At 40.3% G+C, this 26,200-nt stretch carries 21 protein-coding genes; 1 reads left to right on the plus strand and 20 read right to left on the minus strand.

All coding sequences use genetic code 11. The annotated features are described in order from the left end of the window. The 10 genes from ESZ50_RS01600 to ESZ50_RS01645 all read right to left on the minus strand — a co-directional run. The coding region (locus ESZ50_RS01600) for a KxYKxGKxW signal peptide domain-containing protein (protein WP_148621855.1) at positions 1-899 on the minus strand (899 nt) is incomplete at its 3' end. Positions 900-957: 58 nt separating this feature from the next. Further along, positions 958-2,001, minus strand: a complete 1,044-nt coding sequence (locus ESZ50_RS01605; protein ID WP_148621856.1) for a glycosyltransferase — start codon at positions 1,999-2,001, stop codon at positions 958-960. After that, positions 1,994-3,079 (minus strand): glycosyltransferase, encoded by a 1,086-nt coding sequence (locus ESZ50_RS01610; protein ID WP_148621857.1) that lies wholly within the window; start codon positions 3,077-3,079, stop codon positions 1,994-1,996. Before ESZ50_RS01610 ends, ESZ50_RS01605 begins: the two co-directional genes overlap by 8 nt. Further along, the gene (asp3, locus tag ESZ50_RS01615; RefSeq protein WP_187387514.1) at positions 3,076-3,831 is read right to left on the minus strand and encodes an accessory Sec system protein Asp3; all 756 of its coding nucleotides are present in this window, start codon (positions 3,829-3,831) and stop codon (positions 3,076-3,078) included. The genes ESZ50_RS01610 and asp3 overlap by 4 nt, the downstream gene beginning before the upstream one ends. Continuing rightward, positions 3,824-5,410: an accessory Sec system protein Asp2 gene (gene asp2 / locus ESZ50_RS01620; protein WP_187387515.1), complete on the minus strand. Its 1,587-nt coding sequence runs from the start codon at positions 5,408-5,410 to the stop codon at positions 3,824-3,826. The genes asp3 and asp2 overlap by 8 nt, the downstream gene beginning before the upstream one ends. Beyond that, positions 5,394-6,905 (minus strand): accessory Sec system protein Asp1, encoded by a 1,512-nt coding sequence (gene asp1, locus ESZ50_RS01625; RefSeq protein ID WP_148621860.1) that lies wholly within the window; start codon positions 6,903-6,905, stop codon positions 5,394-5,396. Before asp1 ends, asp2 begins: the two co-directional genes overlap by 17 nt. Further along, positions 6,905-8,128, minus strand: a complete 1,224-nt coding sequence (locus ESZ50_RS01630; RefSeq protein ID WP_148621861.1) for a preprotein translocase subunit SecY — start codon at positions 8,126-8,128, stop codon at positions 6,905-6,907. Before ESZ50_RS01630 ends, asp1 begins: the two co-directional genes overlap by 1 nt. Positions 8,129-8,147: 19 nt before the next feature. Next, positions 8,148-10,514: a preprotein translocase subunit SecA gene (secA, locus tag ESZ50_RS01635; RefSeq protein WP_148621862.1), complete on the minus strand. Its 2,367-nt coding sequence runs from the start codon at positions 10,512-10,514 to the stop codon at positions 8,148-8,150. 16 nt (positions 10,515-10,530) lie between these two features. Beyond that, on the minus strand, positions 10,531-10,728 hold the full coding sequence (locus tag ESZ50_RS01640) for a hypothetical protein (protein WP_148621863.1): 198 nt from the start codon (positions 10,726-10,728) through the stop codon (positions 10,531-10,533). A 559-nt stretch (positions 10,729-11,287) separates the two neighbouring features. Then, complete coding sequence (locus ESZ50_RS01645) at positions 11,288-12,151, minus strand: restriction endonuclease (RefSeq protein WP_148621864.1); 864 nt, start codon at positions 12,149-12,151, stop codon at positions 11,288-11,290. Positions 12,152-12,450: 299 nt separating this feature from the next. On the opposite strand from ESZ50_RS01645, the gene ESZ50_RS01650 reads away from it, so the two are divergent. Continuing rightward, a complete protein-coding gene (locus ESZ50_RS01650; RefSeq protein ID WP_148621865.1) occupies positions 12,451-13,677 on the plus strand; it encodes a multidrug efflux MFS transporter in 1,227 nt (408 codons plus the stop codon). A 93-nt stretch (positions 13,678-13,770) separates the two neighbouring features. Here ESZ50_RS01650 and ESZ50_RS01655 read toward each other — a convergent pair whose 3' ends face one another. The 10 genes from ESZ50_RS01655 to uvrC form a co-directional block, all read right to left on the minus strand. After that, a complete protein-coding gene (locus ESZ50_RS01655) occupies positions 13,771-14,256 on the minus strand; it encodes a thiol peroxidase (RefSeq protein ID WP_148621866.1) in 486 nt (161 codons plus the stop codon). A 158-nt stretch (positions 14,257-14,414) separates the two neighbouring features. Then, positions 14,415-15,773 carry an amino acid permease gene (locus ESZ50_RS01660; RefSeq protein WP_148621867.1) on the minus strand — a complete coding sequence of 453 codons (1,359 nt, stop codon included), beginning with the start codon at positions 15,771-15,773 and terminating at the stop codon, positions 14,415-14,417. Positions 15,774-16,054: 281 nt separating this feature from the next. Next, a complete protein-coding gene (locus tag ESZ50_RS01665) occupies positions 16,055-16,717 on the minus strand; it encodes a thioesterase family protein (RefSeq protein WP_148621868.1) in 663 nt (220 codons plus the stop codon). Between the two features lie 3 nt (positions 16,718-16,720). Then, on the minus strand, positions 16,721-18,043 hold the full coding sequence (locus ESZ50_RS01670; protein WP_148621869.1) for an acetyl-CoA hydrolase/transferase family protein: 1,323 nt from the start codon (positions 18,041-18,043) through the stop codon (positions 16,721-16,723). A 9-nt stretch (positions 18,044-18,052) separates the two neighbouring features. After that, positions 18,053-19,423 (minus strand): GntP family permease, encoded by a 1,371-nt coding sequence (locus ESZ50_RS01675; protein ID WP_148621870.1) that lies wholly within the window; start codon positions 19,421-19,423, stop codon positions 18,053-18,055. A gap of 57 nt (positions 19,424-19,480) precedes the next feature. Further along, positions 19,481-21,037 carry an acyl CoA:acetate/3-ketoacid CoA transferase gene (locus ESZ50_RS01680; RefSeq protein WP_148621871.1) on the minus strand — a complete coding sequence of 519 codons (1,557 nt, stop codon included), beginning with the start codon at positions 21,035-21,037 and terminating at the stop codon, positions 19,481-19,483. Between the two features lie 9 nt (positions 21,038-21,046). Then, positions 21,047-22,228 carry an enoyl-[acyl-carrier-protein] reductase FabV gene (fabV, locus tag ESZ50_RS01685; RefSeq protein WP_148621872.1) on the minus strand — a complete coding sequence of 394 codons (1,182 nt, stop codon included), beginning with the start codon at positions 22,226-22,228 and terminating at the stop codon, positions 21,047-21,049. Positions 22,229-22,272: 44 nt separating this feature from the next. After that, positions 22,273-22,707, minus strand: a complete 435-nt coding sequence (locus ESZ50_RS01690; protein WP_148621873.1) for a MaoC family dehydratase — start codon at positions 22,705-22,707, stop codon at positions 22,273-22,275. Between the two features lie 266 nt (positions 22,708-22,973). Beyond that, entirely contained in the window at positions 22,974-24,284 is a 1,311-nt protein-coding gene (obgE, locus tag ESZ50_RS01695) for a GTPase ObgE (RefSeq protein ID WP_148621874.1), read from the minus strand. 70 nt (positions 24,285-24,354) lie between these two features. Continuing rightward, a complete protein-coding gene (gene uvrC, locus ESZ50_RS01700; RefSeq protein WP_148621875.1) occupies positions 24,355-26,166 on the minus strand; it encodes an excinuclease ABC subunit UvrC in 1,812 nt (603 codons plus the stop codon). Positions 26,167-26,200: the final 34 nt, after the last annotated feature.

Here is a 26,200-nt window from a genome sequence, read left to right on the forward strand (position 1 = left end):
GACACTGATTCAGAATCACTTGTGCTCATACTTTCAGATGTCGTGTCTGTTATATTTAATTGCACATTAAGTGTCAGTGTCATCATCGATGTTGGGTCCCAGTAGGTCAATATCAAAGTATGCGTTCCGGCTTTAGTAAAATCAATATCATCAATATTAGACGCGATAACATTTGAAACATCACCGGGTGTACCATCCGAATTCGTCAGTGTCGTAACCAAATCATCAATATTAAGCTGATCCTTGGCATTTGGTCCAGCATCAATTGTGGTCTCACTTTGTCCAGTAAAAACACTATAATCAGTTCGATAATAGTACGTCAGATGAATAATCTCGTCATCGGTCGCTTCTTGTGGGTTTACATTGTTAAAATAATCAATGACATCGTTTGGACTATCCAAACCAAGAAAATCCGCCCAGTCAGCGAAACTTAGAAGCGCATCATCCGCCCCGCCAATTGCACTAGTATTCACATCTAGCACTAATCCTGCGAAATGCGGTGCCACCTCAAAGACCATGTTTTCGCCTGCGTTAAAGTGGGTCGTAACCTCGCCGCTTCCTATACTTTCCCCTGTTTCTTGATTAACAAACTTCGTGATAATCGTCGCCCCAGTCCCTGCTCTAGGCGTAACATCAGCTGAACTGGTTAGTTGTTGAACCGCTGGAATCGTTGTTGAATTACTACTCGCCAGCGTCTTAGACGCATCAGCCTCAGTAGCCTTACTAGCATCTGCTGTTGTCTCGGCATGTACTGTAGAAATACTCGTGGCGCCACCACCCAAAACACCCGCAAAACTTGTAATTGCAGCATAAACCCACGACTTATTACTCTTATAAGCCTTGTGTCGCTGCTTACCTTCCGACTCTTTTAATCGTTTAAAATTGTTACTCCTTGACATGAAATCCCCCCGAACCCTCTTAATTAATAATTACGATTATTTGCAAATAAACTCTGCTCTAACTTAGGACATCGTCAAATCCTAAATTAATATATCTCAATGCGGCAACTAGTGCCCGTTGAATGAAAAATCCCTCCGATACATTTTTCTGCCAAGGCTGCAATGCCGTCAACATTGATGCATACTTATCTGCATCAATCTTAGCCAAGACTGCGTCAATATCATTAAGGTTATCAACTACTAATCCTATTCCCCGATCCTGAATTAATTTTGCATGCGCACTCTTACTCTCTACAATAACTGGTAAGCCTGCCGCAATATAAAATGATAGCTTTGTCGGATTATTGAACTGATTATAATAAGTGAAATTCATACTCGTCCGTTCGTCAAAGTTTTCAGACATAACCACGCCAAAACCACCATCAATATTCGCGATAATTTCATCGCTCGGTACGAAGCCTTTCCAAATTACACTTGGATTTTCAATTACAGACTTAGAAACATTTTTATCATAAATATGTAGAGGCGTTGATGATGTATAGTTAATGCTATTAATTTCTCTACCAGATACATAATATAATTTTTTTGTGAATTTTTTTTGAATTATCGGACCTTGATAAACATAATCCCAAATTTTCATTGAAATCATCGGCACATTTACGTCAAATTCCTTAAGCTTAGCAATTGCCTTATCATTAGCCATTAATAATACGTCAAATTGCCTGAGTTGCTGAAACCAAAAGTCATTTTCTATATCATAATTCTCTTCGGCATTCCCAAACATCCATGTCGGTATATCATGGACCAGTGCAACAATTTTAACATTCGTAATTGTTTTTAACTGCGCAATGAACTCTGCTTGAAAATTCAGCTGTGGCCACAAAGGAATTTGTATAACTACTAAGTCACCTGGCTGTACCGGCAGCAGGAGCGCTTCTAAAATATTCTTGCGTCGCTTAGGATTATTATCAAGATTCGCATACCTTGTATGATTTAGCTCCTGAAACCCTAACATTTTGGCTGATTCTACAGTATTTCTGGTTACCACAGAAATTGCTGATTCTTCATTAACCAAATTTAAATGAGTAATCCAATTAGTCATCTACTTCCTCCAAGAACAAGTTAATTCGCTCTGTATAACCTAACTCGATAAAATTAATCGCCTCAAGGGCTGCCTGCTTTGAAAAGAAGCCTGTTGAAACTGCCTTTTTCCAAGGCTCAAGGTTTTCAATCATTTGATCATATTGTGCCGGTGTCACCTTGTTGACAGCTGCATCTAATTCACTAAGTTCTTCAATAACCAAACCGCCCCCTTGTTCCTTAATCCATTTAGCATGCGCCGTATTGGCTAAGGTGATTACTGGTAGGCCACTTGCCAAGTAAAGCGAAAGTTTCATTGGATTGTTAAACTGTCCGTAGTAATGCTTTCCCTTATATCTTTGATCGCCAATTGGATAATACAGTAACCCAAACCCATTACCGAGGTTAAACGGAATCTCACTACTTTCCATTTGTCCTAGTAGATTAATATAATCCGGCAAATCGGCCCCAAATGAATTTTGTCCAATAAAATTAATCGGCGTTGTGGCCTCATACTCATTGACAAAGGCTTTATCAATCCCAGCAGCAACATAATAAATTTGCTTCTCCAAATGGTGCTTTCTCGTTGGACCTTCATAAACAAAATCACTAAGATCCATGGACAACATTGGCGTCCTAACCTTGCCCTCCACGCGCAAGCGACCAATCATTTTCGGATTTGGCGCAATGACCAGATTAAATTCATTCAGGATTTTTAATGAACCATCATTGGAATAATCCCGCTTCCGCCCATCAGAAACCCAAGAAATGACATCCCAAACTAAAGCAACGACCTTTGCTTTACGTACATCTCTGAGATAACTAACAAACTCAAGTTCAAAATTGAAATTATTAATCCATAATGGATATTGAACAATTACCATATCACCGGGTTGAACAACATTTAAAAGCGCCTCGAGTCTCTCACGGCGCTCAACTTGACCAATCTCCTTAAGTTCACTTCCCTTAAATCTCGGGTAATGTAAAATTCTAAATCCAACCGTTTCAACTGATTTTGCCGTATACTGATTTGCGATAATTCCAGATGCGTGCGTCGCAGAAAATTCATCATCGTTCACCTGAGTAATCCAATGTGTCATACGTCTCCATCCTCCATTAGACTTGTTTTTAAATATTTCCTTGCATTATCAGCTAACCCATAAAAGTTTTTGCCGGCTATTAGGCGAAAATGACGCGGTGCAATCTCCGCCTTTATCGTCTTCAAATTGTCTATTAACCCCGTCAAATTTTGTCCATCGGTGACTGCATAAAGTGCGCTTTCATCACTTAAAATACCGTAGCCCCCTTGCGCATGCTCGAATGATATAACCACTTCAAGCGTATCGTTAGATCGCAACTGTTGCGTCAAGTACCCTTGCATAATACCCCAATGTTCTCCAAATACCATTACCCCAGTATTCCCATCGGTGATCGTTGTAATCTGCAAATCGCTAAAGTGAATCCAATGATGTCGGATATTCAATAAATTAATCTGAAAATTACGACTTCCTCGTGGATAGACAAAATTTCCTGACTGATCTAGATTCTTACGACCAATTTCCTGATCATCAGCATCGTAGAAAATTAACTGAACCTGTGTGCTCTCCTCACGATCAGCAATTAAGTTGAGCGTTAAGTGATACGTTTCATTTGGCTTCAATATAGGCAATGTTGCATTAAAACGTCCAAATAATTGTTTTGGTTTCGAATACCACGAGCAAATAATGGCTCCAGGTGATAGCATTTCATTCGAAAAGGTTACACTACCATCTTCCAGGAAATCAATTATCGAACCATCAACATTGACCGCCGCCAGATCAACCGGCCAACGACTAATAAAAATGTTATTCATTATCAATCTCCCACATTTCATCCGGATTAAGTTCTTCTGCAGGATAATCCCGACCAAAATCAGTCATTAGGATCCCATAAAACTGTTTAATAAACCAATTTGTAATTCCTGGGGAATCGTCATTATGACGTCCCTCAATCCCTTTGTGCACTAACTTGCTCATAGGATAATTAGCCTTTAAGTGATCAAAAATTGACTGGAAGGGTAGATCCGTATCGTTTAACATATGTGCGATTGCAAAAGTAGTTGCAGAGAAATCGGCGGTTAGAAATACATCCCAAAACTCGCGATCAATTTCTTGCGCATTTGCCTCGTTCAACTTACCTTTTAACAACAGTACTGTATTCATCGCTAAGTCCCAACCATATGGCGTTGTCAGCCGTGACTTTACGGTTAAACCACCTATATTCGCCAGCGGCTTACCAGCCAAAATCGCATGTGGCTGCATTCTCGCTCCATAATACAGCGCTGCATAGGCGCCCATTGACAGTCCACCTATATTCAGCTGTGATTTATCAAAATTCAAAGCGCTTAATTTCTCCTCAATCGTTGCAATAATCCGTTCTTCAAAGCCATCCCCACGATAAAAGGCTCCATTCGTAAGTCTTGGATCAACAAACAAGATAAATGGGGCATCAAATCCCCCCATCATCCAACGACCTTCAAAAGTTTCCGCTTGCCTTGAACCAGCAAAATAAACATTTAAAGGTGGCTTTAAATCGCCAGCATTGAAGTAATATCCCAGTTCACGACTACCGACCCGCTTATCAGCAAGCCGCCGTCCGCCAACTGCAAGAAAATTATCATCCGGTAGAGCTCTACGTACGTTAATATTTCCAACTCGTACGGTGCCACTACCCTTGATAAATAAAGCAAAATTTAAAGGTTCACGATAAACACCAAAATCATGTATCAAACCACCCTTGGCATGTAACTCCGGACTAATATCCCAGAATTTAACACCAGTATCCGTTTGCTGATATACACGATAGAAATAATCTATTTTGGCACTTTCCAACTCAATTTCTGGATATATATTTAACGCTCCCATCCAGATAAATCCTTGCTTCCACTGCATGATCTGATTGAACTCAGGTCCAAAATCGCCTGTTATTTCAAATTCCGATGACCCTTTCTTGACAACACTTGATTTATATCGCTCAGCAATGTCGATAATGCTATTATTCAAAGACATCCCTTGTGCTTTTCTTGCATAATAGTTATGAATATATTGAAATATCTGTCGCCCTTGATCTTGTAGTTCGACTGGTTGTGCACCTTTCAATGTCAAAATTCTTACATTATCATCACTAACTCCCGCTAGATTCTCATAAAATATCTGGTAACTCGGCAATTTTTCTAGTACTATCTGATCTAAATAAGACATAAAATCTGCGCTAAAAATGATGATATCTTCGGATTTGTTAAAAGTACTCTCTAATATCCGATTAAATTGTTCTAACTTTGGTGTCATTGCATCACCAACTGCTAAATGATGGTAATTATAATCAGTTGCAATTTCATCAGATACTACTAATTTCTGTCCACCAAAATGAATGATCCTATTTTGAGATTTCATAAAGTAGCTTTCTCCATTCATTGCTCAATTGCGTAATACTGTTTGCCTCAATAATTGACACGCTTTCTACTAACGCTTGATTCCAATGACTATCTTGCTCGAGATAATATTCGAATGCTTTAATTACGTCATCTCCAGCCTGAATTAACCTACCGTTACGACCATTGCTTAAGTACTGCGATTGATACGTGCTAATTAATGGCAAACCAGTGCTAGCCACCAACGCATGAACATAATTATTTGGTCGCCCCGTTAAATCAACATACAAGCGTGCCTGTTTGATGATTGCTAAACGCTCATTTTCTGGAAGCCCGAAATGCACTTTAATACGATTTTTAAGACTATTAGCCTCCCCAACCCGTTTAAGCAATTCTTTTGGCAAAAGCTCAATCTCTAGATTCTCATTCATATCTTTAAAACTAATTCCGAAATTATCAACGATATATCTATCCGTTAGCCACTCAAAATGCTCAACATCTGCTAATACACCCACTTCAATTGACAGACTAACTGTGTCCTGCTTTAAACAATAATCAAAAGTACGCTTAACCAAATCATCATCGACTTGATCCATTTGCCAGAAAATATCCTGTTTAACAGTTGTATTGCTTGTACCAAAATTAATTTCCGTTGGAAATGTCGGAATCAAATGTGTTTTGCCACTCGCAAATTTAGCTAATTCTCGTTGAACATGCCGACTTTCAACAACTACCTGACCCTGTGCCAATAAGTCCTTTTTCCGATCATCGCTCAAACTATTAAAAGTACTATCATTAAGCAAATATATTATATTGAGCTGCATATCAACTTGAGCTAACATTTCAACTAGCTCCACTTTACTTGCGTCAACAATTACTTGATCATTTCTTCTATCAAAATCAACAAGCGTATGCCTTAAGAATTCATGATAAATGTCTGAAAAAGATTGATAGGTTTCTTGTTCAAATACCCCATTCAAATTATCATCAATATTAATTCCTTCAGACCGTATATGCATCATGCGTCGCCCTTGATCAGAGTAAATATGGGCTTCAGTAAGATTCCCCTCCGCGTCCAAATAATCGGTGCGATAAATAAAGCCATGATCAGAATAAAAGTCGACTTGCTTATGTCTTCCATTTAAGAAGAATTGAACCTCGCTAACATACCCATACTTGTTAAATTGGATTTTCCCATAGCTCTGACCATTTTTCATTAGCAAAATGCCACTATTACCATAGATTTTCTCAACATTATTGGCTAAATCCAATCCCGCCGCTGTCATTGGTAAGTCCATCGTTGTCTTAAATGCTCGTAAATAGTCGGCTATTTGAACGACATGATTTTCGTCAAAAAAACCATGTTCATTCCAGGCATATCTTAAAAAAGGAATGAATTTTGGAATGATTATTTTATAGTCAATTTCACTTTGATCGAATGTATCAATCAAAGTGAAAATCCCATCCAAGTTTAAATCATTCGCCTCAGGCAGCCAATCGCCAATAAAATAAATCATTACACGCCCCTCCGGCTCCCGAACAACTGATAGTTATCCTTATAATAAAGAAATTCTAAATCCTGTCGAACATTGTCAAAAATTGCAATTAAGACAAACCACATTGCAAAATAAGTTGAGAAATTTGTATAGATTGATTTATGAGCCACATGACCAATTAAAAGAGGTACCACCGCAACAAATACCAAATATAAACTGCCAACAGCCGCCCACAAGCTAACACGCTTAACGAGATAGTGTTTCGTAGTTCGTCCAGGTTTCACACCAATAATATAATCACCTTGTTCCTGCATATCCTCCGCAATTTGAATAGGCATTAAATTGATAAATGAAAACAATACTCCCAGCGTATATAGCACAACGGCATACATAATTGTCCCTTGAAGGGTGACTAAATTAAAAAATGCTTGGATATGCGCACTATTAATGTGCAATAGCTTAAGTAACTGCTCCGGCAAGGCCATTAACGTCGATGAGAACATCAACGGAAAGGTACCAGCTATTAAAATTCGAAAGGCTAAATATGGTCGCATCGTTTGATTTGCTAAGATTGGTCGTTGGATTTTAATCCGGTATTCCGCCGTGTAAAGGCGTTCAGTAATAAAAATAAAGCTAACTGTCAAGATTAACAATATTATCATTCGACCACTGTGACCCTCGAGGGCTGGATAAATCTGCAATAGACTCTTAGTTATACTAGTTACAATTCCTGGCAAAATCATGACAAATGGTCCGCCTACACCAAATTCGACATTCATACTTGCCAGCCAAGCAATCAATAAAGCACCCGCGATCAAAAAGAGCATCGTTGTCGGAATTACTAATCCAGCAGAAACTGTTCCTTTGTCAAAAATCTGCTGATTGCCATAAAAAGAAATTGCCATAACAAATGCCTGTAGAAAGGCAAACAAAAAAATACCCCAAACCTGAATCTTCCCACGTAGCTCCCTGGAAATTCGCTTGGCCCACTCTCTATTGATCGCCGTAAATACAGATAAAAAGATTGTTATAAACATATATGGCGCCAATCCGAGTGCGAACAAAGTCGGATTTGAAAATGTTCCACCAGTTGTTAAGGCCAACATATGCTCAATTGAACTATCTTGTGTTGCTTTCAAGACGATTTTAAAAAAAGGAAGTGGGATATTTTGCCCAATAATATATAACAACAGTAGCAATATCGTAGAACCGCTACGCCTTAGTAAATCATCATGTTTTTTCATCTAGTTGTGTCTGCTTTCCTCACTTTGGAAATGCCAAATCAAATGAGCCATTAGCATTATCTTCAATCTTTGACATTAGTAAATTTCTAAAAATATTAAATTGAATTTGGCGTTCCATTTCAAGGAAACTTCTCTGCGCTTCAATGCCATACTCATTGATTGGTTTATGTTGTGCAGTGGTTCGCCCATTAACTATCACTTGCAATTGTTGTAGATAGTCAAGTTGTAATACCCATGCATCATCAATTGCTTTTAAAATAATAATCTTTTTAAAGTATTGTGACTGTAATGGATGCGATAGGCGGCGCTGAACTGATGCTCTCGTTTCTTTAACCAATTGTACTAGCAAGGTCTGAACATCTTCTTTTTGAATTTGTCCAATCAATGCTTGTTCAATTCTTGCTAGGGAGATCGTTTCATCAATGTTATTGAAAATAAAGCTACTAATTACTTCAATATTCAAATTCTGCTTCTGACTCACAAAATTATCGATAGTAACTTTTATTGCCAAGTCAATCAATCGTTCAACTTCATCTTGTTGATTATTCAGAACTTGCCTCCGAGCGAGATACACCTTGTCACGCTGCTCACCCAAAATAATTGCATAGGCGATTGTTGACCGTCGTTGCCGACTTTCCATATTTTTTCGTGTTTGCTGTGCCTTATCAATTAAGTGTCTACTTTGAAGAGACGTTAATGCTTGATCTCCCTCAACCGTGCCCGCTTCAACTTTAAGAAGCAACTTTTCATGATAATTTCTCGCCCGATTCGAGGCATTTTCTGTCATAATCTGATCTTCTAACGATACAAAAAATTGGCTTTCTCCAGGCTCGCCCTGTCGCCCTGCTCGTCCGCGTAACTGATTATCTACACGGCGGTTTGCCATTCTCTCAGTTCCAATAACAACCAACCCGCCGTTCTTTTTTGCCATAGATGAGAGCTTAATATCAGTTCCGCGTCCCGCCATTGCCGTTGCAATGGTCACGGAACCAACCTGTCCAGCCTCATCGATAATTCTGTTTTCACGTTCCGCACTCTCCGCGTTAAGTAAATTGTGTGGAATTTTATGTTGTAAGAGTAATAAAGAATATAATCGCGACATGTTTACCGAACCCGTTGCAATTAAAATAGGCCGCCCTGCTTGTAACGCCGATTTTACCAACTTAATTGATGCATCAACTTTCGCTCGATTCGTAACATACAGTTGATCAACTTGATCTTCCCTAATCAGTGGTTCATGAGTAGGAATCTGTATCACCCGCAACCGATATGTCTCCAGAAACTCTTTTTCATCAGTTTTTGCCGTACCAGTCATTCCGGCCAGTCTTTGAAATTTTTGGAATAAGCTCTGATAACTGATCACACCCAAGGTCTTAGTTTCTTTCGTCAGAGTAACATCTTCCTTGACCTCAATTGCTTGATGTAAACCGTTTGTCAGCTTAACACCCTTCAATTTACGTCCATTTGTGTCATCTAACAAAATCACGGCATCATCCTCAACTAAGTAGTCATGCCCCTTTTCTTTCAAAACATTCGCCTGCAATGCCAAAATCAAATGAGTATACAACTCAAAATGGTCTGCTGAAAAAACATCGTCAATATCAAAATAGTTATTTATTTTCTCAAGTCCGAGATCAGAGTACCAAACACTCCGCTCATCATCACTTAATTCATAATCTACCTCTGTTAAATTGTTAAAAAACCAATTACTAATCTCATAAAGATCCGATTGAACCTTTGGCGCGCCAGACACAATTAAGCTCGTCTGAGCCTCATCAAGGAGCACTGCATCGATTTCGTCAATTACCGCAAAATTAAATCTAGTTACAACTTGTTGGCCAATTTCTGTACCCAGATTATCAAAAAGGTAGTCAAAGCCTAATCTTGAGTGGGTTGCATAGACGATATCAGCGTCATAAAGCTTAGCCTTTTGTTGATAATCAAGTTCCTCAGTCCCAATTCCAACTGTTAAACCAAGCCACTTAAAAACAGCCCCCATTTCCATTCCATCACGTCGCGCTAGATATTCATTTGCTGTGATTAAGAAATTTCCTTTTACCCCTAGCAACGCATGGGCATATAAGGGCATCGTTGCAACAAGCGTCTTTCCTTCACCCGTTTTAATTTCGGCCACATTTCCAAAAAATAGAGCGACTCCCCCTAAGACTTGCACATAATATGGCTCCATTCCTAACACTCTGCGATCGGCCTCAATTACAGCCGCAAAGATTGCTGGCAAAAGTTGTTTCAATGTTTTGCCGTTTTCTAATGCCACTTGGAAGATTTTTGTTTGAGATTGCAGCTCAGCATCTGACATTGCCTGATATTCAGGCAAGGCATTATAAACCTTCCTTGTTATTCTGCGGTATTTACTTAATTCCAACACTGATTAGCCCCCCATATCAATGAAAAAAGAGCACCTTCAATAGTGCAAAAATACTAGATAAAAGCCCAAATGCAGTAACTACCATCAGTACGGCAAACAGGGTTGGCCGAATGTACGTCCATTTTGATGCTGGCTTGTTCTTTCGATATTTACGTCTTCGCTGCTCGTAATCAAACTGTGCATCAACTTTCTGATCAAGTTCTTTCTTTTTCATTGTTTACTCTCTCTCATCTGCCTTGCTTGCCGTTATTCTCATTTTTTGAGCATTATTATTCATCAATGTCTGCCTATCAGCATTGAGGTCTCTCACGTTATTTAAAAGACAAATTCAAGCTTCTCAGCTAGTAAAATGCATAATTATTATTAAGGCTACTTAGATAGTCATTTTTGATTAGTCACTGTTCGTATATTTTAACATAGTGCCCTTCTTGATTAATAGCAACAGCCTAATGTTTGATATACTCCAGCAGTCCATTAATAAATCTAATGTATATTGATTAATAACAACTAATCAAGCCTAATATTAAAATTCCACATGTAAAACATGACCTAAAGATTGAATTTATTCAAATTTTATTTGTATATATTCATGAACATTACTTTTATAAAACCGACTTTAAAAAAGGCTTGTGTTTGAAATCTTGCGATCATTCGATTGTATACGGCATTTAAAGATAAGTATCATGGCCCGATTGATATATTTGTAGATAAAAAAACGCCAGCAAAATTGTCGGCGTTTTCCCAAATCTATTAAATTTTATGTGTAACAAGCTTTATCTAAAAAAATCGTCAACAACATACGTTATGACTGGTTTAACATGCAACTCATACTTTGCAATCAAATCCAACATTTTCTCTTGATCAATCAAAGTAATCACTCGTGTGCCCTCACGAGCCGCCTTCATTGCTGCCGGTGTAAATACACCCGTTGTAATAAAAATTCCATACTCCGCATTCCGCTTATCCATTGCGCCACGGAATTTATCAATCTCCGGCGAACCAACATTACCCGCCCAGCGCTTTGACTGCAGTGCTACTCTGACGGTTCTAAAATCATCAGTGGTTAGGTACCCAAAGCCATCTAAGCCACCGTCACCACTAGCCACAACACCAATTTTCTCGTCTAATTCGATTTGCATCTTACTAATCAAATTACGCGAAAACGCCTCAAATTTGATTGGATTCATATCTTTAAGACTCGCCAATACTTTTCCCCGCCATGCATCGATATAATCTGAGGTATTTAACTCATCGACGATTTCTTCCTCTACATCGTCCCCAGATCCATCGATAGATTCGTTTGCTTTAGCATCACGAGACTTTGCCCATACCTGATCAGTCAGTTCATTTGTTCGTGTTGCATTCGCAACCAGTTCATGCGCCAAGACCAGATTAAGTCCCTTAATCTTTGAACGCTCAGAGATATCAATTAATCCGATCATCTCTAAAGTCTTTAGTGAGAAATTAAATGGAAAGGCAAACTGTTGATATGCTCGCTGTGTCTTTTTAGACACCTTCTCTTGCGTAAGTGTTTCTGCCGTAATCAGGTCCGTGTTTGTAACCAACCACCTTTTAACATCATCTCTCGTCGTATCGCCACCTAAACTAATGAGTGCCTTAATAATTGCCTGACGCAAATACTCCTCACGATCCTTGCTTCTGAGATCAAAAAAGTCCTTGTATTTGTAGTATTCATTATCATTTACTTTCTCATTTTCTATATAATGTCATTTAATTCACAAATGTCCTCTATTATTATAGCTGGATATCTTCAAAACCAACCACCCAGTTTTTCCTTTTCCTATTTCTTAAAGTTATAGGTTAAAATCAAAGTATAAAATAAACGCTCAGTCCGCCTAAAAACAGCTAAATTGTAATAAAGCAACAAAAGGCGTAGAATGATAAACTATTGTTAATAGTTTATGCGAGGTGAAATATGTTTAAAAAGTTATCTACTATGGAAACCTGGCGTCGTAATATGTATGTTCTCTGGTTTGGTGTGTTTATGTCTGGAATTGGTTTTTCTTCAGTCATGCCCTTCTTGCCACTGTACGTTGATACCTTAGGTGATTTTTCCAAGAGTCAATTAACGTTATATGCGGGTCTTGTTTTCTCAATTACCTTCTTGGTCACTGCGCTAGTCTCACCAATGTGGGGAAAGCTTGCTGATCGGAAGGGCCGTCGTCTGATGTTGCTAAGAGCATCACTGGGGATGGCGATTGTTTTTGCTCTCATGGGGCTTGTTACAAATGTTTGGCAGCTCATGGTCCTTCGGGCGCTCCAAGGATTCTTTGGCGGCTTTATCTCAAATGCCAACGCGATGGTTGCAACACAGACACCGAAAGAAAAAGCCGGCTACGCGCTTGGAACATTAGTAACTGGCGTCACTGCCGGTCAATTACTCGGTCCGTTCATCGGTGGTGCAATCGCCTCCGTCGTTTCTTATCGTGCTTCCTTCTTTGTTACTGGCTCACTACTTTTTGCATCGTTTCTCTTGGTGTTCTTCTTCGTTGAAGAAGATTTCACACCAATCGCCAAAGGTGCCACACCTAAGCTACGCGAAGTATTCAAAATGGTCTCCTCCAGTCAATTAACCATTGATCTATTTATCACTACCATGATCATCCAAGCCGTTAATACTTCAATCTCACCAATTGTGGCACTTTTTGTCCGAGAGCTTACAAATAATAGTTCCAGCTCAACTTTCCTTGCTGGAATCGTAGCCGCGATGCCTGGAATTGCAACCATGATTGCAGCACCTCGCTTTGGGGTGATTGGCGACCGGATAGGGACGCACCGGATGATCTTTATTGGCTTCTTGTTCGCCTTTGCCGTCTTTGTTCCAACAACGTTTGTCACTTCTGTTACAATGCTTGCTGTTTTCCGTTTCTTAGTCGGAATCTCGGACGCAACAATGTTACCGGCTGTTCAAACCTTGCTGACCAAGACGACGCCACACGAAATTACTAGTCGGATCTTCGCCTATAACCAAAGTTTCCAATCCATTGGCGCCGTCCTTGGACCACTTCTTGGAACAGTCGTTGCATCGATCTTTGATTATCGTTGGATCTTCCTATTCTCGGCAATTCTAATTGCCCTGAACGCCCTGTTATTCTGGTTTAACACGAAGCCAATTCGAAATGGCTCGATTAAATATCAATAATAACATATTTTTAACCGCAACTAATGTATTTAGTTGCGGTTTTTTATAAATAAAAAGCTAGCAAATTCTCAACGAATCCACTAGCATGTCATTCTATTTTGTAATTGCCGCCAACGCCGCCTGATAATCCGGTTCATCGCTAATCTCTGTAACAATTTGCCGGTAAACCACCTTACCATCTTTTATTACAAAAATTGAACGTGCCAAACGATTAACCAATGGTCCAATTTTCATTGTCAAACCAAACGCTTCTCCAAATGAACCGTCATCAGCCAAGATGGTCATATCAACACCATGAGCGGCACACCAATTTGCCTGTTCTTCCGGCGTGTTATTTGAGATTGACCAGAATTCAATATCCTGATGAGCTGCCGCCTCCACATTGAAGCGCTGCGTCTGCAAGGAACAAGTCTTTGTTCGAATATCTGGAAAAACCGAAATTAATAACGGCTTCGTCACCTGACTTAATTGATGTTGCTGACCAGCCAAATCATTCAAAACAACCTCAGGTGCATCCTGACCTACTGTAATTGGATCAATTGATATAAATTTTATTCCATGAACTTTAATCTTTTCCATCCTGTTACCCTCCCTATCGAAGCACTTTTCTGATATCTCGTAACCGGTTTCGTTCCTGCCTATATCAGTGATTATCGCATATATTGGACTGCTTTAGAATATTAGCGACTTAAAAAAGCTGTCGGCTCATTCAACGAACCAACAGCTTGATTTATATTTTAGGATTTAACAGGCTTCCGATAACTAAAGAATGCCAATAAACAAATCACCAAGGCAAAAATCGATAAATACCATGGGTTTGATGTTATTTGCGAATAAACAACGAAGATCAAGAATAATAACACAATTACTGTAATACTCTTCAAGAATATGTTAGCTACCCCACCATGCTTGAAATACAAGATTAATGCCGAAACCAGCAATACAATCCAAACCGTTGAAATAGTGTAAGAGATCGATCCAGCAACGAATTGCCAGAATCCATCTCCAAAGATTGCTGAAAGCACAACTCCTAAGAATAAGACCGCTGAACTGACCCAAATTGTCCGCGTGGGAACTTGGTTACGATTTAGCTTACTTAGACCACGTCCCAACTTAGTTTCCGAACCTTGTACTCGTGCGTAGAGTGACCTTGATGTCGCATAGATTGCCGAGTTAACCGCTGAGAAAATCGCAATCACAATCACAATTAGAATTAATTTATCCGCATGCGGAATTCCCACACGTGTGAATAGTGTCGCAAAAGGACTCTCGGCATTTGGATCAGCAACTTGCTTCCAAGGCAATAATTGCAAAAATAGAAAAATTGGCACAACGTAGAATGCAATAATTCTGAAGAGCACACTTCGAATTGCCTTAGGGATTGCCGTCTTTGCATCCTTAGTTTCTGCAACCGTAACTGCCGCAAGTTCAGAACCACCAAAGGAGAAGATTACCACCAACATTGAATTGATGACTCCTTGCATGCCATTTGGTGCAAAACTCGATGCAGTACTATTGTTAGCGGCCAGCTGAGCAGCAGTTGGCTTAAATCCCAAGTGCACATTATTAATGAACAATAGATAGAGTCCAACCGCAATTAGAATAATGATCACAGCAATTTTAATAAATGCTAACCAATACTCGGTTTCAGCGAATGCACGAACCGAGTATAAATTAATCGCCGTTCCTAAAACTGCCACGATCAAAGCAAAGATCCATAATGGCACGCCTGGAATTAACATTCCTAGGAACGTTGCCACACCAGCCTCTTCAGCAATTAAGACCGCCATCCATGTCGACCAATAAACCCAATCCGTAAAGTGCGCCATCCGCGCCCCAATGTAAGGCTTAACAATCGCCGACATCCCGACATCCGATGATTTCTTATTAAACAGAATCATCTTTGCAACGCCGTTCATCACAATATATAGAGAAAAGCCAGCCAAGACGTAAGCCAGGATTGCTGCTGGTCCGGCAGTCGCAATGACTGAACCAGATCCCAAAAATAATCCTGAACCAATTGCTCCCCCAAGTGAGAGCATAACGACATGGCGAGTTTGTAGCACTGGCTTCAACTCATCATTTCTTTCTTCCACAGGTAATACCACCCTTATATTTGTTCTTCTTATTCTTGATCGCTCACTTGGTACTTGCTCTGTAACCCTGCTTGGAGTCGATACACGATTAATTACAACAAGATACCTTAAATAAAAAGACTTTCTCTAATTTAGCACAAGATGACCGGTTTGTCATTTTATTTTAATAATCTTTTCATAAAACGGTTTTAAGTTGTTTTCCATAGTAGCTAGCGCATTAAAATTTCTAAATATAACAAAAAGGCGTTGACGGAACACCAACACCCTTTCTAAACACAATTCTACTGTTGCAAACTTTCTAACAAACGCGCTCGATCAACAATCATTCGCGTGTGTGTCCCATGCCCAATTTCTCGATTGCCCTCCCGAGCCACCACATCAAAAGTTATCCTGCGACCATAGACTTTAGTGATAGTCGCTGTTGCGGTTATTCTGGCGCCTTTAAGCGCACCAGCCGTATGAAAAACATGCACCTCTGTTCCAACTTGCGACTCTTCAACACTTAGTGCAGATGCGATACAGTCAGTAGCCGTATTCTCCAATAATCCAATTAAAAATGGGGTTGCAAATACTGGCATTAAATCGCCCTTTACTGCTCCCGTCATATTAGTATCATCAACAATTAATGACTCCGAAAAACGCTTGCCAATAAATAGCGGTGATTCAATCATGCCACCTTGAATCGTCAAGATTGCCGCCATCACATGCTTACACATTAGTGGCGCCCCTTCATCACATGTACAGTAAAACTGTTTAACATCTCTACCGTCACCTTTGATTCTAATCACTCCGCTCTCACCATCACCAACAAATATATAACTATTTGGGTTGCCTAACGGAATGATTTTTAAGGCGCCAACCTCAAACAATGCAATGCCGGCCGAAAAGTTTTCCGCATTCATAGTCCGACTTTCCATCGTCGCACGATTTATTTGTACTTTCATACTTCACCAAATCTTTTCATTATTAGCTGCTACCCGTAATTTCTCACGGAAATCTGGATGTGCGATTGCAATCAGTGCCTCTGCCCGTTCACGAACATTAAGTCCACGTAACCACGCGATACCATATTCTGTTACAACATAATCAGTATCATTACGCGACGTTGATACAACAGCGCCTTGAGCCAAAAAAGGAACGATCTTGGAGTGCAGTTGACCAGACTCATCTTTATAAGTCGAATGACAAGCAATAATTGATTTACCACCCTTTGACATCTGTGCACCACGTACTGTTTCGGACTGTCCGCCGGTCCCAGACCATTGGACACTGCCAAGTGTCTCCGAAGCACATTGCCCAGTCAAATCAACCTCAAGTGTTGCATTAATTGAAACAAATTTATTATTCTGACCAATCGTATAAGGATCATTCGCATATGTACAGCTCTTAAATAATACCGAAGGATTATTATCGATATAATCATACACACGCTGACTCCCCAACGTAAATGAAGCAATCGAGAAATTATTGTTCAACCCTTTTACCGTATTATCAACCGCACCACATTCAATCAGATCAATCATCGTCTCAGTAAACATTTCAGTATGAATTCCTAAATGTTTCTTATTGCGCAATTCGAACGCAACTGCGTTTGGAATATTACCAATCCCTAACTGCAATGTTGAACCATCTTCTACTAAAGTCGCAATTTGGCGACCAATTTCTGCATCAATCTCCGTGTAGGGGGCCAATTGAATATAAGGAATTGGCCGGTTTGATTCGATTAATGCTGCCACTTCTGAAATATGCACATTCGTGTCGCCAAAGGTTCGTGGATAATTCGGATTGACTTCAACAATCACAAGTGCCCCGGCATCAATCAAATCACGCTCGTAAACGGTACTAACGGACAATGAAAGATATCCGTTCTTGTCCATTGGCGCAACTGTTGAAAACAAGACCGGCCGGCGATGTTCAGTCGTAATTCGATCCAATGTCTTGCTCAATGCTGTTGTTGAATTCTGCGGAATAGCGCTTGATAATTGATTTTTTTGTGATTCACGTACTGCTCCCGTGAAAAACCAACTATTGTGCTCCATTACACCCCGCATTGTTTCATCATGTAACCACAAATAGTCCTTTGTTGGCAAACACGTATTCAAGGTCACACCCTTTACACCCGTTGTTTTTAAATACTGCAGATGATCCAGCAAAGCAGTGGGTTCGCCAGCCGATTGGCCAGAAAAAATATAATCATGACTTTGAATTAAATCCAACGCACCTTCAACGTTTTTCAATTTGCTTTGATATATTGCATCAAAATTTTTCATCATTCAGCCTCATAAACTCGCAAATAAAATAATAATAATTAGCCCAATCAAGTTACCGACGGCAACTGTTGTAACAGCGTATTTGTAAGAATTCTTTTGCTTCAATTTCGATAAAGCCAAAAAAGTAATGAACGCACCTGATTGTGGTACCAATGTTGCAAAGCCGGATGCAACAGCCGCTACACGATGAATTATCTGTGGTTGAATTCCAGCTGCGAGATAATGCTGTGCAAAGTTTGGCATGACAATCCCTAACGCTCCAGATGATGATCCCGTAATCGCAGTAATCACCGAGGTTAAAGCTGTTAACGAGATCAGTGAACCGCCGGGCATATGGAAGATCGCTTTTTGAATTACTTCAAACCCTGGTGCACCAACAACCACAGCACCAAAAGCCACCGCTGAAGCTGTGGCAATAATTGGTGCAAATGCACTGGTTGTTCCAAGCGTTAATGTTGTTTTAGGTTGTGAAATAAACTTACGGAATAAGATTACCGATAACAATATAGCCAAAATAAGTGCAACATAGATAACGTTTTTCTTAACCAATTCATTTCCAAGAACTGAACCGCTAATTGCAATAATAATCAACAACAGTAGTGGTGAAATTGATGCGCCAAAACTTGGTAACTCACGATTAGTTTCATCCACATCGTTGATATCCGCGTAGGTCGCAAAGTTTTCACCCTTTTTCAAACTCTTATTCAAAGCATATCGCATATAAAACAAGCCAAAAATCGTTGTGGCAACTGCGGCGACTAAACTTGGCAGAGCGTCAGCCGTGAGCGAAGTTCCCAAAGTTGTCATTGGAATAACATTTTGGATTGCCGGAGTTCCAGGTAGCATGACCATTGTAATTGTTGCTAATCCAAGCCATAAAGGAATTGTAACCAACGTCCATGCAATATCTAACTTTTTGAATAAGGCTCGCGCCAAAGGAATGATCGCAAACATTGCCACAAAGAGTGAAATTCCACCATAGGTTAACAACGTTGTAATTACAAATACGGCAACCAGCACTCGGTAAGGACTATCCGAACCAAATTTTTTTAGAATAAAGTTAGCAATTGACACAGTCGCACCAGATGCTTCCATGAATTTCGCCAAAATCGCACCAAATAAAAAGATTGCAAAATACGAGATAATATAATCTCCTAGTGCTGGCATGAAAGCATGCGGATTGTACAAAAAGGTACCCACTTTGGCTGGGTTTGCAACTGGTTCACTTCCTAGTAATGTTTTAATAACATCCATGTTATTAAGTAATACTACGAGCAAAGATGCAATCAAGGCTGCAATCGTAATATGTACCTCTTTAACAACCAATAAAATAATCGTGCAAATACCAATCAGAATTCCGATTGTTCCTAAAAGACCCATTTTCCTTCTCCTCGAAATAAAAAGGAAGGAGACACGCTCCTTCCTTCCAGCAGTGCCTTATTGCAGACCCATCTTCTCATCCCTAAAGATTTTTGAATCCATTTTATTAAGCACATCTTTCTGTATGATCGGCTCGAAAGCCATTTGATCCAAAACATCTTTTTGTAAGTCCACTCCGGGCGCAATTTCAAGTAATTGAACCCCATTTTCAACTAACTTAAAGACTGCGCGTTCTGTAACATAATAAACATTTTGTTTGTTGTGTCGGGCTGTTGCGGCTGAGAATGTAATTTGCTCCACATTCCGGACAAATTTCTTAGCTCGTCCTTCATTATCAATTTGCAATTCTCCATTGGCATTAATTGAAGTCTTTAGCCCACCGGCAGTCAATGTACCTGTAAAGATTACAGTATGGGTATTTTGGCTAATATTCACAAAGCCACCTGTTCCTGCAATTTTAGGTCCAAATTTAGAAACGTTCACATTTCCGGATTGATCAAATTCAGCAAGTCCCAAATAGGCAACATCAATTCCGCCACCATCATAAAAATCAAACATTAAGTTCTGATCAATGATGGCTTCTGGTGAAATTGCAGAGCCAAAATCAAAGCCACCCTGTGGAGCACCACCAAAAGTTCCTGGTTCCAAAACAGCGGTGAAATTATCACCTAAGCCTTCCTCTTTGAAGACAGCGGCTACATATTCTGGAACACCAATCCCATAGTTTACGACGCGAGTTCCTTCAGGAACAAGCATCGCTCCACGGCGACCGATGATCTTTTTTTGATCAAGCTTTAATGGTGCCGCATCGTCATTAACCACCAAACCTGCTGTTACAAATTCACTTTTATATTGAGATGCTAAAGTCTGTTTGTGTTTAGTAACATCAGCAACTTCAACAACGTAGTCAACCAAAATTCCTGGAACTTTGATTGACTTTGGATCAAGCGAGCCACTTTTCACAACGTGCTTAACTTGGACAATTACAATCCCACCATTATTATGTGCAGCTGTCGCAATTGACGTTGTTTCCAATGTAAGTGACTCCTCATCCATAGAAATATTGCCGTCTTCATCGGCATAAGTTCCTCGCAGAATTGCAACATTGGGACGTGGGAAATGGTACATCAGATAATCTTCATTATCTAATTGAATTTTATCTACCAATGCTGGGGTAATTTCATTCAAACGACCACCTGCTTGTTCTGGATCAACAAAAGTTCCTAAGCCCGTCTTCGAAATCAAGAAATTCTTACCCGCAGCCAACTCGCGGAATGCCTGTGAAATCACACCCTGAGGAAAGTTATAGGCCTGTAGCTCATTTGCAGCAACAAGTGGCTGGAGCTTAGGAGCTAACCCCCAATGTCCACCAATTACCATCTTCGACATACCCTTGTAAGCCAATCGATTCATTCCCAGATCACCTGAATCACCAATCCCGGCAGAATAAATCGTGGTCAAAGCATTTGGAACCCCGACTTCCATAAAAGCGGTTTCCATCTCTTCTAAGATTTCTTCAGCAACAACATTTCCCATAAAGCCTTCAAGGCCAATGACCGCACCGTTAGGAATCAATTTTACAGCCTCTTTAGCTGTTATAAATTTAACTGTCATTTTCGCTCCTTAAGGCTTCAAAGTTAGCAAGTCGTCAAATTCAAACTCATCAATAGTATTTCCCTCAACTTCAAAACCATTTAAGTTCAGGAACTCTGTTCTGAACAAATCGTAAGCCGCAATGTCTGTCTTAAAGTTTTCTGCAGTAATCTCGTTAAAGAGTGCTTCAACCTTAGCTTGTAATGCTGGTTCAAGTTCAAAACTATCTGGGCGCATCCGTCCCTTCTCGTCATAGTTTGCTTGGTCACCATACAACATCGTCCGGTATGTCCGATCGATATGCATTATTGGTGTCTCGTGGTTTTCTTCAAGCTTATAAAGCGCAATTAGATATTTCGGTAAAATTGGAATAACCACAGATGCTTTTGTGGTTACGGCACGCGCAACAATAATGGTTGCCTTACCAGCAATGTCTTGAATATTTTCATTGATTCGAACCGCTGATTCTTCTGTTTGGTCCTTAGCACGTCCTAAGGCGCCACCATGATAGAAAGCATGGGTCATTTTAGGACCAATATAACTGTAAAGGACTGTCTTGAAGTTATCAGCAAGGACGCCGGCCTCTTTAAGTAAGTTGACCCACCATTCCCAGTCTTCGCCACCCATGACTTTGACAGTTCCTTCAACTTCCTCAGGTGTAGCGGCATGTACAGTTTGTTCAAAAATCTCTTCCGTCTCAAGATTGATATTCTCACCTGTCACATCTTGTCCAATTGGGTTAAGCGAACTAAACCATTTCTTACCCATTGGATCGACACGAACTCCAGAAGCCAAACTATAAACAAGTAGGTCAATCTTGCCACCAAACTCTTTTTGGATATATGCAATTACTTGTTGCTTCATGGCTAAGCTAAAGGCATCGCCAACGAAATTCTTTGCAATCAAGCCGGCCTCTTCTGCAAACTCGCGGAAGAAAATATTATTATACCAACCGGCCGTACCAATATTGGTCTCTGTTTTTGGTCCGCGTTCAAAACTTACAGCAATTGTGTCAGCCCCAGCACCAAAAGCAGATGAGATCCGAGAAGATAGACCGTAAGATGATGACCCACCAATAATTAGAACCTTCTTAGGACCTTCATAAGACCCCTGAGCTTTAACATAATCAATTTCGTTCAGAACTTCTTGGCGAATACCGTAGGGGTTAACTGAACGGGCAACGTTGCCTTTCATTTGTAATGATGCTTTCATTTTATCTCTTCCTTATGCTCTCTGAATGACAGTATCCTGAGTTGTTATCCCTCTGGTGGAATAACTGTGGCAGTACCAGTTGTAACAATTTCACCATCTTGGTTTGTTACAACAGTATCAAAAGTGGCAATTGTAAAATGCTTTTTTGGTGTCAATTCAGACAATGTCACTTTAGCAGTGATCACATCTCCAAAGTGAATTGGCTTTTGAAATTTTAAATCCTGACCCAGATAGATTGTCCCCGGTCCTGGTAAATGCATTCCCAACACTGCAGAGATTAAACCAGCCCCTAACATTCCATGCGCTATCCGCGTTTTAAAGGGCGTTGTTTCTGCATATGCTTCATCGGTATGCGCTGGATTGTGATCACCAGTTACTTCCGCAAAACCTTGAACATCCGCTTCGCTAACCTGCTTTGAAATCTCCTTAGACATTCCGATAACCAATTCAGAAGTCTTAACATTTGTGTAATCGCTCATTATGAAGTTCCTTTCTCATGCTACTTATAACACAAGTTTAGGATAGCGCTTACATTGACAAAAATCAATATTACATTTAATAGCCATTCTTATATTGGAATGCCTAATTTTAAGCGATATGGTTTTCATTTACAGATAAATAATATTCCACATATATTTTCAAGGAATTCGAAAAAGATTTCATCTAAAAAGGCAATAACTTTACTAGACAATTAAAAAGCGTTGATATACAGTTTCCACTGTACATCAACGCTTTTTAATTTTAATTAGGCCTCATACTCAAACGCAAAATCAAGCAATCGAACCGTATCACCGGCTTCAGCACCAGCTTCAGCCAAGGCACGGTCGACACCCATAAAGCGCATTTGACGAGCAAAACGCATCAATGATTCTGTATAACCGACATTTGTTCGCTTGAACAAACGCTCAATCTCATCCCCAGACAAGATCCAAGTACCATCTTCATCTTGTGAAAGTTCAAATGGTGCCGCGTCAGCTGTAAACTCATACAAGGCACTGTCAGAATCAGCCTCTTCCATTCCCTTAGGAATGAATTGTGGTGTCTCATCAAGCAAAGTTGCAGTTCGTTGCAAGAGTGGTTCCAATCCATCACGCGTCAATGAAGAGATTGGCATAATCTCAATATCATCATCAATTTCTGGATCAGCTGCTAACTTGGCCTTAAATTCGGCTAACGTCTCTGCTGCATCTGGCATATCCATCTTGGTTGGTACGATAATTTGTGGCCGTTCCAACAACATTGGATCATATTCAGCTAATTCTTGATTGATTGCAAGATAATTTTCATATGGGTCTGACTCTGGATCAACCCCTGACATATCAAGCATATGCAAGATTACACGAGTTCGTTCAACGTGACGTAGGAATTGGATTCCCAATCCTACACCTTCTGAAGCTCCTTCAATCAACCCTGGTAAATCAGCCATAACAAAATCACGTCCATCATCCAAACGCACCATCCCCAAATTGGGAACAAGGGTTGTAAAGTGATATGCCGCAATCTTAGGCTTAGCCGCCGTAACAACTGATAACAAGGTTGACTTACCAACTGACGGGAATCCAACCAACCCAACATCTGCCAAAACCTTCAGCTCAAGTTGAATTTCACGTTCCTCACCAGGCTCACCGTTTTCAGCAATTTCTGGTGCTGGGTTCTTTGATGATGCGAAACGGATGTTTCCGCGACCACCACGACCACCAGCTGCTACGACCAAGCGATCACCCTGCTCAATCAAATCGCCAATTACCTGACCAGTCTCCGCATCAGTTACCGTAGTTCCTTGTGGTACGCGGATTACCAAATCATCTGATGACCGCCCTGTCATGGCCTTAGTTGCTCCATTTCCACCAGCAGTGGCCTTAAAATGGCTCTTATAGCGGAAATCCATCAGGGTGCGCAAACCCTCATCTACTGTCAAAACGATTGAACCGCCACGGCCGCCATCGCCACCGAAAGGTCCTCCCATATTGATATACTTTTCATGTCGGAAGGAAACGGCTCCATCGCCACCCTTACCAGCTTTTACATTAATTTTAACTTGGTCGACAAACGCCATGCTTGGTGACCTCACTTTCTCTTATATAGTCCTAACTATTCTACATGAAATTAGGCATAATAGCGACCATTTACCACTTCTTATGATTATCCTTGTTAGCATTTTGAATAGTTTCCAAAGAAATCTTGATCTGTTTAGCCACTTTTTCAGACACACCCAATTCTTGTAAGTCAGCGACCGGCGCTTCTGCAATCTTTTTCAACGAGCCATACTTTGTCAATAATTTCTGGCGTGTCTTTGGTCCAACACCAGCGATTCCATCGAGCTTTGAGCTCAATGATGCTTTTGATCGCAACTGCCGGTGGAAAGTGATTGCAAACCGGTGCACCTCATCTTGAATTCGTTGTAGCAAGAAGAAACCCTGTGAACGTGTATCAAGATGCACATGTTCATCCCCTTCTTGCCTTAATAAATCCGCCGTCTTATGGCGATCATTTTTTACCATGGCCGCCACGGGAACATCCAAGCCCAACTCATCCTCAACGACCTCTTTAGCGGCGTTCAATTGAATCTCACCGCCATCCATCAAAATCAAATCAGGCATTTGTGCGTGTTCTTTCAGCAACCGTGTATACCGGCGCCGGATCACTTCCTGTGTTGCGGCGGTCTCATCAGCATGTTCAACCGTCTTTAACTTGTACTTCCGATAGAGGTTTTTGTTTGGTAAGCCATCCTCAAAGACTACCATTGCCGACACCATCTCAGCCCCTTGAATATGCGAGTGGTCAAAGGTTTCAATTCGATGCAACTCTGGAATTCCCAATGCATCCGCAATTTCTTGCATTGCCCCGCTCGTCTTATTGTTATTCATTTCCATTAACTGGAACTTTTCTTCCAAAACCAACTTAGCATTCTTTTCAGCAAGCTCGAGCAAGGCGAATTTCTCACCTCGTTGTGGTGTTCGAACTGGAACATCAAGAACTTCTTTAATCATTTTCTTATCAACTTGCTTAGGAACCAGAACTTCTTTTGGCATAATCATGTTCCGCCGGCTATAAAACTGGACGATAAATGCTGTCATCTCATCTTCTGCTGAATCAACCACTGCAAAGGTTCGTTTCTCACGCTTCATCAAGCGACCTTGACGAATGAAGAATACTTGAACTGACAACCAACCTTTATCCATATAAAAGTTAAAGAGATCACGTGGCGTGCCATCTTCTGAAATAATCTTTTGCTTCTCAACTGTCTGATCAATAAAACTTAGTTGATCACGCAAATCAGCGGCCCGCTCAAATTCCATATTCTCTGAAGCCGTCAACATTTTTTCGTTTAACTGGCGCTTTACAACCTTTGTTTCACCATTTAGAAAACGATCAATATTATGAATCTGCTCTTTATATTCAGAGACCGGGACTTCATGCCAGCAAGGTCCCAGACATTGTCCCATATTGGCATACAAGCAAGGTCGCCCTTGATAACCATTACAGCGACGCAAAGGATAGGCCTTTTGTAAGAAGTGCATCGTCTCTGATGCAGCATATACATTTGGATAAGGACCAAAATAACGTGCCTTATCATCAAGGATCTCACTGACCAATTCAATTTTTGGATCACGTTCATTCGTGATTTTAATATAGGGGTAGCCGGTTCCCTTTTTCAATTTGATATTATAATATGGCTGATATTTTTGAATCAGAGTGATTTCGAGAAGTAACGATTCCTTCTCAGAACTCGTGACTATGTAATCGAAATCAGCAATATTCTCAACTAACTGTTCTGTCTTACCGGTATGATCACTTTTGAAATATGACCGAACCCGATTCTTTAAATTTTTTGCTTTTCCGACGTAAATGATCTTACCATTGATATCTTTCATCTGATATGACCCTGGAAGATCTGGCAATAAAGCTAATTTTTGTTCAATATGTTCAGAAGCCATCTTAGCGCCCCTCCTAAATTCATAACAATTTTAC

The organism is Weissella muntiaci (genome assembly GCF_008107635.1).
GTDB classification, from domain to species: domain Bacteria; phylum Bacillota; class Bacilli; order Lactobacillales; family Lactobacillaceae; genus Weissella; species Weissella muntiaci.